General features: G+C 71.3%; 8 protein-coding genes and 1 pseudogene. 2 read left to right on the forward strand and 7 right to left on the reverse strand.

What is annotated here, in order from left to right:
* Positions 1 to 105: 105 nt before the first annotated feature.
* From nrdH to H490_RS23660, 4 genes are all read right to left on the reverse strand, one after another.
* Positions 106 to 339: a glutaredoxin-like protein NrdH gene (nrdH, locus tag H490_RS23645; protein ID WP_017883938.1), complete on the reverse strand. Its 234-nt coding sequence runs from the start codon at positions 337 to 339 to the stop codon at positions 106 to 108.
* 307 nt (positions 340 to 646) lie between these two features.
* Positions 647 to 1,027: a hypothetical protein gene (locus H490_RS23650; RefSeq protein WP_128387617.1), complete on the reverse strand. Its 381-nt coding sequence runs from the start codon at positions 1,025 to 1,027 to the stop codon at positions 647 to 649.
* 76 nt (positions 1,028 to 1,103) lie between these two features.
* Positions 1,104 to 1,562 carry a 23S rRNA (pseudouridine(1915)-N(3))-methyltransferase RlmH gene (rlmH, locus tag H490_RS23655; RefSeq protein ID WP_017883940.1) on the reverse strand — a complete coding sequence of 153 codons (459 nt, stop codon included), beginning with the start codon at positions 1,560 to 1,562 and terminating at the stop codon, positions 1,104 to 1,106.
* Positions 1,559 to 2,785: a pyridoxal phosphate-dependent aminotransferase gene (locus tag H490_RS23660; RefSeq protein WP_017883941.1), complete on the reverse strand. Its 1,227-nt coding sequence runs from the start codon at positions 2,783 to 2,785 to the stop codon at positions 1,559 to 1,561. Before H490_RS23660 ends, rlmH begins: the two co-directional genes overlap by 4 nt.
* A gap of 66 nt (positions 2,786 to 2,851) precedes the next feature.
* Here H490_RS23660 and H490_RS23665 point away from each other — a divergent pair, with 66 nt between their 5' ends.
* Positions 2,852 to 3,322, forward strand: a complete 471-nt coding sequence (locus H490_RS23665; RefSeq protein WP_238560330.1) for a GNAT family N-acetyltransferase — start codon at positions 2,852 to 2,854, stop codon at positions 3,320 to 3,322.
* Positions 3,323 to 3,381: 59 nt separating this feature from the next.
* On the opposite strand, the gene H490_RS23670 is transcribed toward H490_RS23665, so the two are convergent.
* From H490_RS23670 to H490_RS31695, 3 genes and pseudogenes are all read right to left on the reverse strand, one after another.
* Positions 3,382 to 5,250: an ABC transporter ATP-binding protein gene (locus H490_RS23670; protein ID WP_031289986.1), complete on the reverse strand. Its 1,869-nt coding sequence runs from the start codon at positions 5,248 to 5,250 to the stop codon at positions 3,382 to 3,384.
* 117 nt (positions 5,251 to 5,367) lie between these two features.
* Positions 5,368 to 7,389 (reverse strand): sigma-70 family RNA polymerase sigma factor, encoded by a 2,022-nt coding sequence (locus H490_RS31095; RefSeq protein WP_017883944.1) that lies wholly within the window; start codon positions 7,387 to 7,389, stop codon positions 5,368 to 5,370.
* Positions 7,390 to 10,315: 2,926 nt separating this feature from the next.
* A pseudogene (locus tag H490_RS31695) lies at positions 10,316 to 10,411 on the reverse strand (50S ribosomal protein L5); the annotation flags it as partial.
* 2,835 nt (positions 10,412 to 13,246) lie between these two features.
* Here H490_RS31695 and H490_RS32685 point away from each other — a divergent pair.
* Positions 13,247 to 14,338 carry a DUF5979 domain-containing protein gene (locus H490_RS32685; RefSeq protein ID WP_238560340.1) on the forward strand — a complete coding sequence of 364 codons (1,092 nt, stop codon included), beginning with the start codon at positions 13,247 to 13,249 and terminating at the stop codon, positions 14,336 to 14,338.
* Positions 14,339 to 14,409 lie beyond the last annotated feature (71 nt).

A 14,409-nucleotide genomic window follows, 5' to 3' on the forward strand; every position in this document is an offset into this window, starting at 1 on the left:
CGACCGCATCCGAAAAGCGGTTCGAAAACGCGGTTCGAAATGATGACAGTGCGGTCGAGCGATACACGAGCTTTCCCCACCCGCTTGCGGCTCGACCCGAATCGCTTACGCGAGGCGGCTGGCCAGCTCCGAGATCTTGTCGGGGCGGAAGCCCGACCAGTGCTCGTCGTCGGTCACCACCACGGGAGCCTGCAGGTAGCCGAGCTCCTTCACCGTTTCCAGCGCGGTCTCGTCCTGCGAGAGGTCGAGCACGTCGTACTCGATCCCCTTGCTGTCGAGCGCCCGGTAGGTCGCCGTGCACTGCACGCACGACGGCTTGGTGTACACCGTGATGGCCATTTCACGCCCCTCTTCCAAAACTCAGATGCCCCGCTCGGGGCACTACATATAGTGAACCACACCCGCGCCAACCACAAGATGCAGTAGTTACAACGCTGTAGTTTTCCACTTTATTTCCACGGATCGGGGGTGCGGCTTGGGGAGAACTTTCGGCGGAGTTCCGCCCGTCGCAGGGGGTTATCCACAGGCGGTGAGCGGCGAAAGTTTTTTCCCTCACACCTCCTCCCCGGCGTGTCGCGCGAGGCCCTCTTGACACGCGCGCCGAACTCGCGCAGCACCCCTCGCCGGGCCGCCCGACCGGCCCGCATCAGAGCGCGATCGGCCACAGCAACTCCCTTCCGTCGGGCTGGAACCAGCGCAGCACCAGCATGGCGTCGGGCGACTGCGCGGCCGGCGATCCGCCCGCCCCGCGCACCACCACCCGCAGCCGCTCGTCGGGATACACCGTGCGAGGCAGCGACAGGCCGAGCATGCCGCCGCCCGCGAGGGCGAAGCGCACCGAGTGCAACGGCCCGTCGCCGCACTGCTCGACCTCGATCACCCCGCTCGCCGACCGCGCGACCACGCGCCACGGCACCTGCACCGCACCGCCCGCCTCGGCGCGCACCGCCTGAGCGGCGTGCCGGCTCGCCGGCTGGCGCCCGCGCGGGGACTGCTGCAGCCGGGTGCTCAAGCGGAAGGGGTTCATGCCCACACGCTAGACCGCACCACCGACATTGATAGGCTGCGCGTGTGCTGCGCAGCCGGACTGAGCGCGCCGCGGCCTAGACGTGGTGGTAGGACCGCCCCGCCGAGATCTCCTGCGCCCGATACAGCTGCTCGGCGAGGATCAGGCGCACGAGCTGGTGCGGGAACACCAGCTTCGACAGGCTCCAGACGAAGTCGGCGCGCTCGCGCACGCGATCCGACACCCCGTACGCACCCCCGATCACGACCGTCACCGTGCGGCCCGAGTCGAACGCGCCCCGCAGCGCGGAGGCGAGCGCCGGCGAGTCGACGTTGCGCCCGCGCTCGTCGAGCAGCACCAGGAACGCGTCGCGATCCACCTTCGCGAGGATGCGCTCCGACTCCTCGGCCCGCGCCGCATCCCCCTCGCGCGACGAGTGCGGCAGCAACTGCCAGCTCGCGTCGAACGGCTTGCGCAGCCGCTTCTCGTAGCGGTCGATGCCGTCGGCGACCCACGCCTCGTGGCGCTTGCCGACCGCGAGGATCCTGATGCTCACCGCACTCTCCTCGCATCGAGGTACTCGGAGATGCGGCCGATCGCCTCGGTGAGCACCGGCACCGAGGGCAGCGTCACGAAGCGCAGGTGGTCGGTGGTGGGCAGGTTGAAGCCGCGCCCGTTGGTCACGAGCACGTGCGTCGCGCGCAGCAGGTCGATCACGAAGCGCTGATCGTCGTCGATCGGGTAGACCTCGGGATCGAGCCGCGGGAACAGGTACATCGCACCGCCGGGCCGCTCGCAACTCACCCCCGGGATCCCCGTCAGCAGCCGGTGCGCGGCCTCCCGCTGCTCTCTGAGCCGCCCTCCCGGCGCGCACAGCTCGGCGATGCCCGACCAGTTCGACTCGGCGGCGAGCGCCACCGGGATCGCGTACTGCGCGGGCACGCTCGCGCACATGCGCATGTTCGCGAGCAGGGTGAGCCCCTCGAGGAAGTCGCGGGCCGGCGCGCGGTCGCCCGAGACCGTCACCCAGCCCGAGCGGTACCCCGCGATGCGCTGCGCCTTCGAGAGGCCGCTGAACGTGAGGCAGAGCGTGTCGCGCACGTGCAGGGCCGCGTGCTCGTGCACGGCGCCGTCGTAGAGGATGCGCTCGTAGATCTCGTCGGCCATGAGCACGAGGCCGTGGCGCTCGGCGAGGGCGGCGAAGCCGCGCACGAGCTCGGCCGAGTAGACCGCGCCCGTGGGGTTGTTCGGATTGATGAGCACGATGCCCTTGGTGCGCGGAGTGATGAGGCGCTCGATCGCCTCGAGGTCGGGCATCCACCCGTTCGTCTCGTCGCAGGGGTAGTGCACGGCGAGACCGCCGGCGAGCGTGACCTGCGCGGTCCAGAGCGGGTAGTCGGGGGCGGGCACCAGGATCTCGTCGCCGTCATCGACGAGCGCCTGCAGCACGAGCGAGATCATCTCGCTCACGCCGTTGCCGATGAACACGTCGTCGGGGCCGACGCCGACGACGCCCTCCTCGGCGTAGTAGCGGGCCACGGCCTCGCGCGCGGGGAGGATGCCCCGCGAATCGCTGTAGCCCTGGGCGGCGGGCAGGATGCGACGCAGCTCCTCGACGATCTCGGGCGGCGCATCGAAGCCGAACGGTGCCGGGTTGCCGATGTTGAGCTTGAGGATGCGGTGCCCCTCGCGCTCGAGCCGCTCGGCCTCCTGCAGGATCGGGCCGCGCACGTCGTAGCGAACGCCTGCCAACTTGCTGGACTGGGTGATGGGGCGCACGGGGAAATCCTACTCTCCGAGCCCCGAAGCCTCGCGTTCGGCGGCGTGCGGGCGGATACTGGGAGGGTGGAGGCGGCGGTGGGGTTCGAGGCGGCGCGAGCCGGCGATGCGGCGCAGATCGCAGCGCTCGTGCGGGCCGCCTATGAGCCCTACGTATCGCGCATCGGGCGCGAGCCCGCGCCCATGCGCACCGACTACGCGGCCGCCGTCGAGGCGGGCGGGGTGCTCGTGGCGCGGCTCGAGGGGAGGATCCTCGGGGTGCTCGTGACGGAGGCGCGCCCGGATCATCTGCTCGTCGAGAACGTCGCCGTCGCGCCCGAGGCCCGGGGACTCGGGATCGGGGCCGCGCTGCTCGAGCGCGCCGACGAGGAGGCGCGCTCGCTCGGCCTCGTCGAGACGAGGCTCTACACGAACGCGAGGATGACGGAGAACCTCGCCTACTATCCGCGGCGCGGATTCCGGGAGGTGGGGCGCCGCACGGAGGACGGCTTCGACCGGGTCTACTTCGCTCGACCCGTCGCCGCCAGCCCCGACTGAGGGCGGGCCGCCGATCCGCGGGCCGGACATCGGGGCCGCGGGGCGGATCTCGGCCGTGATCAGCTCTGCTGGGCGTAGAGCTCGGCGTAGGCGCCGCCGCGCAGCAGCAGCTCGTGGTGCGTGCCCTGCTCGAGGATGCGGCCCGCCCCGACCACGTAGATGCGGTCGGCGTCGACGACCGTGGAGAGCCGGTGAGCGATCGCGATCGTGGTGCGCCCGCTGCGGGCGTCGTCGAGCGCGTGCTGCACGGCGCGCTCGTTCACGGTGTCGAGCGCACTGGTCGCCTCGTCGAGCACGAGCACGCGGGGGTTCTTGAGCAGCACGCGCGCGATCGCGATGCGCTGCTTCTCGCCGCCGGAGAGGCGGTAGCCGCGCTCGCCCACGACGGTGTCGTAGCCGTCGGCGAAGCCCACGATGGTGTCGTGGATGTTGGCGAGCCTCGCGGCCGCCTCCAACTCGTGCTGCGAGGCATCGGGCTTCGCGTAGCGCAGGTTCGCCGCGATCGACGCGTGGAAGAGGTAGGGCTCCTGCGTGACCACCCCGATGCGGTCGACGAGCGCCTCGTGGCGCAGCTCTCGCACGTCGTCGCCCGCGTAGCGCACGGCGCCCTCGCTCGCGTCGTAGAGCCGCGGGATCAGCGACCCGATCGTGGTCTTGCCCGAACCCGACGCTCCGACGAATGCGACGAACTCGCCGGGTTGCACGTGGAACGAGACGTCGTCGAGCGTGAGCCGCTCCTGCGCGCCCGCGTCGGGGTACCGGAACGAGACCCGCTCGAACTCGACCCGCCCCGCGAGGCCGGGCGCATCGGAGGGCTCGCGCGCGTCGGGGGCGTCGGTGATCGCGGGGTCGAGGTCGAGGTACTCGAAGATGCGGGCGAAGAGCGCCTTCGACGTCTGGAGGTCGAGCGCGATGCGCATGAGCGCCATGAGCGGGAAGAGCAGCCGCGACTGCACCGTGGTGAACGCGACGATCGTGCCCGCCGTGATGCCAGGGTCGAAGCCCTCGCCCTGCCCACGCGCGATGATCCAGCCCGAGACGAGGTAGACGATGGCGGGCACGGCCGACAGGAACACCTGCACGAGCGCGAAGAACACCTGACCGCTCATGGCCTGCCGCACCTGCAGGTCGATCTGCCTGCCGTTCTCGGCGGCGTAGCGCTCGGTCTCGGCCCGCTGCCGCGAGTAGGTCTTGGCGAGCAGCACGCCCGAGACCGAGAGGGCCTCCTGGGTGATGGCCGTCATCTCGGAGAGCGACTCCTGGGTGCGGCCCGCGATGCGGGCGCGGATCTGCCCGACCCGTCGCTGCGCGATCACGAGGATCGGCATCAGCACGACCGCGATGAGGGTGAGCTGCCAGCTGAGCAGCACCATCGCGACCGCCGCCGCGATCACGGTCACGGTGTTGCCGATGATGTTGGCGACGGTGTTGGTGAGCACGTTGGAGACCCCGCCCACGTCGTTCTGCAGACGCGACTGGATCACACCCGTCTTGGTGCGGGTGAAGAAGCCGAGCTCCATCGACTGCAGGTGCGCGAACAGCCGCACGCGCAGGTCGCCCATCACCCGGTTGCCGACGCGCGCCGTGAAGAGGGTCTGCACGATGCCGATGGCCGACGACAGCACGAAGGCCGCGATCATGCCGGCCACCAGCCACGAGAGCACCCCGATGTTCGGAGAGCCGTCGGGCGGGAACAGCCCCTCGTCGAAGACGCGCTGGGTGAGCAGCGGCGGCAGGATGCCGAGCCCAGCCGAGACCAGCACGAGCACGATGATCACCGACAGCTGCCAGCGGTAGGGTGCGAAGAGCGCCGCGATGCGCGGCCCGAGGTCGGTGATCTGCGGGGCCGCCTCGTTGATCTCGCGCTGGCGCTCGGCGTCGCCGGCGGACACGCGCGATCCGCGCCCGTTTGCCATACCACCGCCCATGCTCATGTTTCGGAGACTACCCGCAACCTCCGACATTCGAGCGCCGCGTACGCTGCGGGCGCACACGCCCACACGCGCCGCAGCGGTCGGCGCACGGCCCGACCGCGGTTCCCTGCCCTACGACCCGCACTCCACCAGATGGTCGACCGGCATCCACGGCGACGTCGTACCGGGCCCCGCCCACCAGAAGCCCGGAGTCTGCACCCGGAGTTCGATCAGCCCCGCGCGGCCGGCGTTGTACTCTGCGACAGAGGCGGCAGAGGCGTCGATGGGGAACGACGCCGTCCAGGAGTGGGGCTCCCAGAGATCGGCGCGAGAGAGAATGCCGTGCCAGGTGACCCACGGGTAGCGAAGATCGGGAGCGCCGTCGAGCAGCGGGTCGACGATCGGCGTCGTGCCCGCGGGCGCCCGGTGCCTCGCGAAGACCACCCCGTACTCCGAGAGCGTGCCGTCGAGGCGGGCGGTCGCCTCGCCCGCAGGCATCGCCGCGCAGAGCTCCGGAACGCTCAGCGTGGACACGACCGTCGGCCCGGTCCCGCCGCACTGCGCGACCGGGACGGGCGTCCAGGGACCGGCGGCACCGTCGGTGACGAGCCGCGCCTCGGGAGGCGAGGCTCCGCCGACGAGCGCTGCGAGCGCGGGCAGCGCCTGCGACGACCAGTTCCGGTCGCCCCCGGTCACCGCCGCCACCGCTCCGCCGCCCAGCTCGGCGGGGAAGCGCAGTTCGACTGTCCCCGGCGCGCTCGACCGCCCGGAGACGACGTACTGCCCGGCGTCGACATCGGGGGCGAAGCACTCGGCTCCGGGGAGGAGCCCCTCGTTCGGCGACTCCGGATCGACCGGATCGACCGGGTCGACCGGATCGACCGGATCGACCGGGTCGACCGGATCGGTCGGGCCGACCGGATCGGGAGGCACCACCGAGGGCTCCGGGGGGACGGGCGTGGCGCGTTCGCCCGGATCCGGCTGCGGTACCGCGGCCGACGGCGGGTCGACGGCGATGAGCGGCACGGGCGTTTCGCCGGTGCGCGACGGTGCTACCGGTTCGAACTCCGCCGCCGGCCCGGATCCGCCCGCGTCGTGGCCTTCCGAGCCGGCCTCGGCGGGGTCGACCTCGCGATCTCGGGGCGCGGCCTCGATCGGGGCAGCGCCTCCCGCGTCGCGGTCGCTCAGGGAGTTCAGCAGCAGGACGCCGCCGGCCGCAGCCGCGACGAGCGCTACCGAGGCCACCGCGATGGTCGCGATGGTCGCTCCGCCGAACCCGGCCCCGGCTCCGCCGGAGGCGCCTCCGGACAAGCCGCCGACGCCGGGGGCGCTCCCGACTGCCGCCGCTGCTACGGCCGAGACGCCGGTGCCTGCCGCGAGCGCGGAGGCGAACGCGGCCGCGGAGCCGACACCGAGCACCACCACCGACAGCACGAGGGCGAGCTGGCTATTGAGCGCCTGGAACTCCGCGTCCACCGCGGCGCACGCCTCGCAGGAGCCGAGATGCGCCGCGACCTCGCGTCTCCGCTTCGCGGTGAGCCTGCCGCGCCGGTAGCTCTGCAGGCGTTGCCGCACCGTGCGGCAGGCGACGTCGGCGACCTCCATGTCGGCGTGAGACTCCACCCACGCCGCCTGCAGCCCCTCCCGCGCGCGAGCCGCGAGCGCCGAGACGCCGTTCGCCGAGAGCCCGAGCATCGGTGCGACCTCACGCGGCGGGAGCCCCTCGACCACGGTGTACCAGAGCACGGTGCGCCAACGCTCGGGCAGCGCGGCGAAGGCGCGGGCTGCAGCGTCGCGGTCGAACGCCTCGTCTTCCCACGGGCCGGCACCGCTGAGGGCGGGGATCGCTTCGAGATCGGCGACGGCGTGCTCCGGAGAGCGGAAGGCGTCTGCCGCGAGCGAGGAGATCACCCGGTAGAGATACGGACGGAACGCACCGGTGGGTCCGCGCCCCTCTCGGACGAGCTCGAAGATCTTCAGATACGCGCCGGCGACGAGGTCGTCGGAGTCGAGGGAGGGGGCGATGCTCCTGGCGGCAGCATGACCGGCACGACGATGGCGGTTCCACAGCTCGGCGAACGCCCCACCGTCACCGTCACGGCTGAGGGAGAGCAGCTCGGAATCCGAGCGCGCTCGCCGATGCTCGCCAATCACCAAAGCCCCCGCGGATTGCGGAAGCACGGCGTATTCCCAGCGCCGGCCACCCAGACAAGCCCCCAGCGCCGAAATCGGCGCTCGGGTCCCCACTTCGATTATCCGCGAAACCACCTGAAAGTTCGACCCGCGCAGCACTCGCAGAAAAAACTTTGTCAAACGCGCGTCACATTTCACGGCTTCGCCCGTCTTCATACGTGCCCGGCTTCTGCACTCGCTTCCCCCAGAAGTATTCCCAAGTGCGGAAGTCGGGCTTCGAGCGCCGGAAGCGCTCGAATCGCCATGAAGGGGGCAAGGTATGCGGGTCAACGGACTCGACTCGAAGGATCGGAACCGGGCGAGGCGGCGCAGCGCGACGCGCCTGCTCGCCGCTGCACTCTCCGCGCTGCTGTTCGGCGGCGCTTTCGCGCTCGGCGGCCAGCTGCCGCCGGCGACCGCAGCCGAGGGGGCCTCGATCCTCATCAGCAAAACGGTGAACGGCGGAAAAGAGGCGCGCGATCTGCGCCCCGGTGACTCGGTCACCTACCGCGTCGAGTTCCTCGCGAACGACGAGGACGCCGACGGCCCCGCGGTCGTGGTCGACGCGCTGCCCGCCGCCTTCGCCGGCTGGCAGATCAGCGACCTCGTCGCGAGCTTCAACAATCAGCGCACCGGCGTCACCCTCGACCTGCCGGGTGTCGCGTCGGGCGATTCCCCGGCGCTCCCGGCGAGCGGCGCACTTCCGAGCAACCCGGCCGAACTGCAGATCACCGTGGGCGTCGCGCTGACGGTGCAGGCCGGCACCGGCAACACCGGCGGAACCGGCATCCCCACCGGCGCGCAGGGAGTGCTCGAGTACACGATCACCGTTCCGAGCGATCTCTCGCCGAACGATCCGGTGCTGCGCACCGATCTGACCAACACCGCGACGTTCACCGCGATGTCCGGCACGAGGCCGCTCGAGACCTCGTCGAGCGCGATCATCGAGATCGACAACCCCGTCGTGATCGACGTGGCGCCGGCGAAGAGCTGGAGCCCCGCCGGGCAGAGCTACGAGCCGGGCGCCGCCTCGACCGTCACCATCGGCGCGACGCAGGCGTCGAACGTCCCGGCCGGCGCCCTTCGGCTGCAGGATCCCGCCGACCCGGCGCTCGCACCCGACGGGGCGAGCGAACTCCCCGCCGGCAACCCCTTCAACTTCGTCGACTTCGCCGGCTTCACCGCCCCCGCGGATCCCACGAGCGCCCGGCCCGCCGGCGCGGATGCGACCGACGTCGAGGTCTACCGCTTCACCGGCGCATCCTGGAACTGGGTGACCTGGACCGCGGGCATCCCGAACTCCGAGATCGCAGGTGTGCGCACGGCCTACACCTCCACCGAGGCCGCCATCGCCCCCGGCGCCTCGGTGTCGCAGGCCTTCTCGGTCACGCAGCGCGAGACGAACCGCAGCAGCGGCGCGAACATCTCAACCGGCTGGACCTCGACCAACACCGTGCTCGCGACGGTGGAGGCCCCGGGTCAGCCGCCGGTCTCGAAGCCCGCGGAGGCCGACTTCGAGGTCGCTCCCGAAGCGATCTCGGTCGACGCGCAGAAGCGGTTCTTCGCGCTCCCCGACGGCACCGAGACCACCGCGCTCGCAGACGTCACCGCCGGCGAGACGGTGGGCGTGGTGCTCCGCGCCATCAACCCCGAGGCGCCTCGGAGCACCACCCTCGACACCCTGACGATCGCCGAACCGGGCACGGGCTCCGATGCGCGCTTCCTCGGCGACGATCTCATCTTCGGCGGCTTCGACAACAGCGACCTCGATGCGGTCTGGCCGAACGGCGCGACCTCGGCCGAGATCGTCTGGCTCCACGACGGCGGCCCCACCACGGTATCCGTGGCGCAGGGCGATCCCCTCCCCGGCCCTCCGGCCGGCGAGACCATCACCGGGTTCACCATCGTCTACTCCGGGCAGATCACGACGAACACGGCCGCGGAGGTGCGCTACCGGATCCAGACCAACTCCGACGAGAGCTTCGTCGCACCCGGCGCGAGGACCGATCCGATGCCGAACGTCATCGACGTGACCGGCACGAAGGCCGGCCTGCCCGACGCCACCGACGCGGCGAGCGCGACGCTCTCGCTCGTCGCGCCCCGGATCGACGTCACGATCGACAAGCGCGTCGGGCCCGGCACCGTGCTCCCGGGCCAGAACGTCGTCGTGCAGCTCGACACCGAGGTGGCGACGGGCGGCGGCCGCACCAAGCCCACGGAGATCGTCGTCGAAGACGCCTGGGGCGGTGCCGGCACCTTCTGGGACGCCTTCGACGCGAAGCAGATCCTTCCCCCCATCAGCCGCCCGCTCAACTCGGCCGAGCCGGCGGGGCAGGCCGATCTCGAGATCTACACCCGCGACGCCGACGGCAACTGGTCGCCGACCCCGCTCGTCACCAACCCCGCAGAGGACGAGGCCTACGACCTGCCCGGCGGCATCACCGGCGTGCGTTTCGTCTACACGAACGAGAACGGCCTCTCGCAGAAGACCTACGTCAAGCCGAATCTCTCGTTCACCTCGCGCCCCACGCTGCGCAGCGACGACTCGCAGCCGACCGCGACCGACTTCCTCGCCGTCGAGCGCTATGAGAACACCGCCTCCGCGACCGGCACCGGCGAGCTCGACGACCGCGTCGTCACGGGAGCGGACACCGACGACGAGACCGTCGGCATCCGCGGCTCCCGCGACAACGGGCCCGAGCCCGGCACGGGCATGTGGGCGGCCAAGGCCTGGGCCGACGATGTGCTCACCTCGCAGTCGGGCGCCCGCACCTCGACCACGCAGCGCTGGGCCTCGACCGAGCCCGGCTACACGACCGTCGAGCTGCAGGATCCTCAGCACCCCACCGCGAGCGGCGAAGGCACCGTGTTCGAGGCGTTCAACCTCACCCACGTGCGCCTTTTCGACGTTTTTTTCGAACTGCTTGGGCGAAAGGCCGCGGAAATCGCGGATTCGCGGCAGTGCGAGGCTGATCAGGCGATCGAGGAACTCCCACGCGCGATCNACCCCCGCCTCGTCTGGGACGTCGTCACCGACGTGCAGCTCTTCGACGGCACCGCCTGGACGAGCGTGACCCCGGTGCCGGGCGGCAGCTGGATGGACGCGAACGGCTTCAAGGGGTACGCCCTCACCCCGGCGCAGCAGCTCAGCACCCTCGGGGTGCGGCTCGTGCTCGCCGAGAACACCGCAGCGCGTGAGGCCGCCGGCCAGGCCGGCGACCTCACGGCCCCCGCAGTCGGCACCGGCGTCTCCGCCTCCGCAGACATCCGCGCCTTCCGCCTCGACTGGCAGCTGCGCGAGCGCGCACGCACCGCCGACAGCTCGGTGAAGTGGGTGAAGGAGCACGACACGGCCTTCAACTGCGTCGACGCCGCCGACGGCTGCATCGAGAACGTCTTCACCGCCACGGGCATCCGCAGCGACGCGACGTCGGACTCCTACACCGCTTCCGACACCATCCAGGTGCTCGACGGCAAGACGAACGTCGACCTCGTGAAGCAGGTGCAGCCCATCGACGCCGCGAGCGGCGCCCCCACCGGTGCACCGATGGCGAGCATCGGCATGACCGTGCCGAACCCGGGCGAGCTCGACCCGAGCGACTACCCGCGTGCGCGGTACACCCTCACCGCGTCGAACGCCTCGACCTCCGAGTCCGGCGCGAAGGGCGCGATGCAGCTCGCGAAGATCCGCATCACCGACACCCAGAAGCCGAACAGCCCCGCCGCCATCGACGAGAGCCAGTTCACCGGCCGCGACTATGCGGCGGAGGTCGCCGGCCCGAAGAACCACTTCGACACCTTCACCCTCACGGGAGTGAGCTTCGGCACGCTGCCCGCGTACATCGACACCGCCCAGAGCGAGGTCGAGGTCTGGGTCTACGACGGCACGCCGGCCGGCGTGCAGGAGGTGTTCACGCTCGACCAGGTGCTCGGCGGAGACCCGGCGTTCACGGCGCTGCTCCCCGATGTCATCGGCATCGCGACCACGTTCTCCGGAACCGATCCCGAGCAGAACGGCAACCGCATCCCCGCGGGCGCCGAACTGGTCATGCACCTCGACATGCAGCTCCGCGAGGACTCCCGCCTCACCGGCGATCCGATCGAGGGCGGCGACCTCGTGTCGGTCGTCACCGTGCCGAACCTCGCGGTCGCCCGCGGCTGGGATGCCGTGGTCGCCCCCGAGACGCAGCCGAGCGACACCGCGCAAGCCGCCGTCGATCTCCGAGAAGCCGCCGTGCAGGTGGGCCTTCGGAAGACCGTCTCCGTGCAGCACGGCGCGTCCAGCAGCGGCACGATCATCGAGACCTCGCCGTCGGATCCCGTGCAGGTCGCGCTCACCGCGAACTCGAACGGATCCACCGCGCCGCTGAACACGCTGCGCATCGAGGACGACACCGAGTCCTTCTGGAAGCGCTTCGAGTTCGTATCGTTCGGCGCGCTCACCGCGCCGAAGGATGCCGACACCGCGGGGCTGCAGGTGCAGGTCGAGGGCGCCTGGGTGCCGTTCGACGTCTTCACCGGCGACCCGGGCTCGATCACCGGCGTCGCGGTCGACTTCTCGCGGGCGGCCGGCAACGGCCTCTTCCCGCAGGGGGCGAGCTCGTGGAACGCCTCGTGGGGCACCGCCGTGCTGCCCTTCACCGTGCGCCTGCGCGCGGACGCCGAGGTCGACTGGTCGGGCGACCTCGAGCAGAACACCGCGATCGTCGTGGCGGACAACCGCGAATACGGCAGTGCAGACGACGACGCCGATGCGGAGGTGACGTTCGGCCCCGGCACCCACTCGCTGCGGGTCAGCAAGCGCGCCCCGAACGACACCGGCACCCACCAGGTGGAGCCGCTCGTGAACATGCCCTGGCAGCTCGTCTTCACGAACACCGGCACGGGCTACCTGCCGATAACGAGCGTCACCGACGCGCTCCCCTCCACGCTCGAGTGGGACGGCGAGCAGCCGACCTTCACGAGCGCGCCCGGTGCGAGCGGCAAGGCGGGGCTGAGCTCCGACCCCGCCGATGTCACCATCTCGCGTTCGGAAGACGGCGATTCGCTGGTGTTCACCTGGCCCGCGGGTTCCCGCATGGAGCCCGGCGAGACGATGACCATCGGCCTCGGGCTGGCCCTCCAGCCCGTGCCCACGGGCACGCAGGCGCAGAACACCGTCACCGTCGAGACCGGCGTGCCGCTCGCGGTGTGCCAGCAGCCGAACGACTTCGGGCAGCAACCGCCCGCACCGGTCGAGGCCTACCGCTGCTCGAACACGAACTTCGTGCAGCCGCGTGCGGGGACCGTCGTCGGCGCGGCGAAGACCGTGAACGGCGAGCATCTCGACACGCTCGGCGAGAACCTCGTGAACGGCGCGCTCGACGTGCGCACCGGCGACGAGTGCCTGCCGACCAGCTACCGCCCCGTCGGATCCGGCTACACGCGCAATCCCTGCGCGTCGTACACCGCCGTGGGTGCGACCGACACCTGGAAGCTGCAGCACTTCAACACCGGCACGAACCCGCTCTCGCGCATGACGATCGTCGACATGATGCCGACCGTCGGCGACAAGATGCTCGCTGGAGGGGCCGCTCGCGGGTCGACGTTCCGTCCCGTGCTCGTCGGTGAGGATCTCGCCGACGTGTTCCGCTTCACCGGTCTGCCGGCCGGCGCCACGACCACCGTCGAGGTGACGTCGAACCCCGCGGCGTGCGTCGGCGACGTGCCGGGCGCATCTCTCTGGGTGTCCGACCCGACCTGCTCGGACACCGCGACGAATCCGGCGAACGTGTGGACGCCTCTCGAGGCGTACACCGGCGCTGTCGCAGACATCGCGGGGATCCGCGTCGACATCGACATGGCCGCGTCGCCGCTCGCACCGGCGGGCGAGGTCACCATCGAGTTCGAGACGGTGAACCGCGTGGTCGATGCCTCGGCACAGGGCCTCCGCGCGGCGCTCGATCAATACGCGACGCCGCAGTTCGCCTGGAACCAGAACGGCGTCATCGCCTGGGACACCTCGGGCAACCGGGTGAACCTGCCCTCGACGCCGCAGCGTGCGGGCGTCACGGTGAAGACCGCACCGCTCGTCATCTCGAAGGAGGTCGCCGGGCCCGGCGCCGCGAACGCGCCCGAGGAGTTCCCCGTCGCGCTCTCGTGCACCGTTCCGAGCGGTGTGGCCGAGCCCGCACGGGTCACGCTCGACCTCGGCGACTCGGCGACGGTGATGGTGCCGAAGAACGGTTCGGCGACCGTGCCCGGCCTGCCCATCGGCACCGATTGCACGGCGTCCGAATCCGGCGCCCTCGGCGCGCACGGCGAGACCGGGCGCTCGATCGAGGCCGGCCCGGGGGTCTCCCCTGCGACCGACGGGCTGAGCGCGGAGGTCCGCATCCGCGAGCAGGCCGACGGCGAGACGCATCTCCGATTCGGCAACACGTACACGCTCGGCGGCATCGTCGTGGAGAAGTCGGTGCTCAGCGCCGACGAGCACCCCGTCGGAGACGACCGCCACTCGGCAGAGTACTCCTTCGAGCTCGTCTGCGAGGCCAACGGGCTGGACGAGCCGATCACCAAGCGGTTCGCCCTGCGCGCGGGCGAACGGCACGCCGAGACCGAGCTCCCCGAGGGTGCGCGCTGCACGCTCACCGAGACCGGTGACGGCGGCGCGAAGTCGAGCTCCATCACCGTGTCGGGCGAGGAGACCGCCGGCACGAATCGCGAGGGGATCGTCGTCGCAGCCGGCGGCACGACCGCGCTCGTCTCGAACGTGTTCGACGGGGTGCCCCCGGTGAGCCCGGCCGAGGACCCGGCCCAGAGCCCGGACGACGCCCTCTCGACCACGGGTGCCGATCTCGGGGCGCTCGTCGCCGCCGCCGTCGCGCTCCTCGCGGCGGGCGCCGCGGGGCTCGTGCTCGCCGGACGCCGCCGGAAGCAGGCCGACGTCTGATTCCGATCCGTCGAGACGCCGCAGCGGCGGTCGCCCTCCGGGGCGGCCGCCGCTGCGGCGTCTGAGCCCCT

The organism is Leucobacter sp. UCD-THU (assembly GCF_000349545.1).
Classification (GTDB): Bacteria; Actinomycetota; Actinomycetes; order Actinomycetales; family Microbacteriaceae; genus Leucobacter; species Leucobacter muris.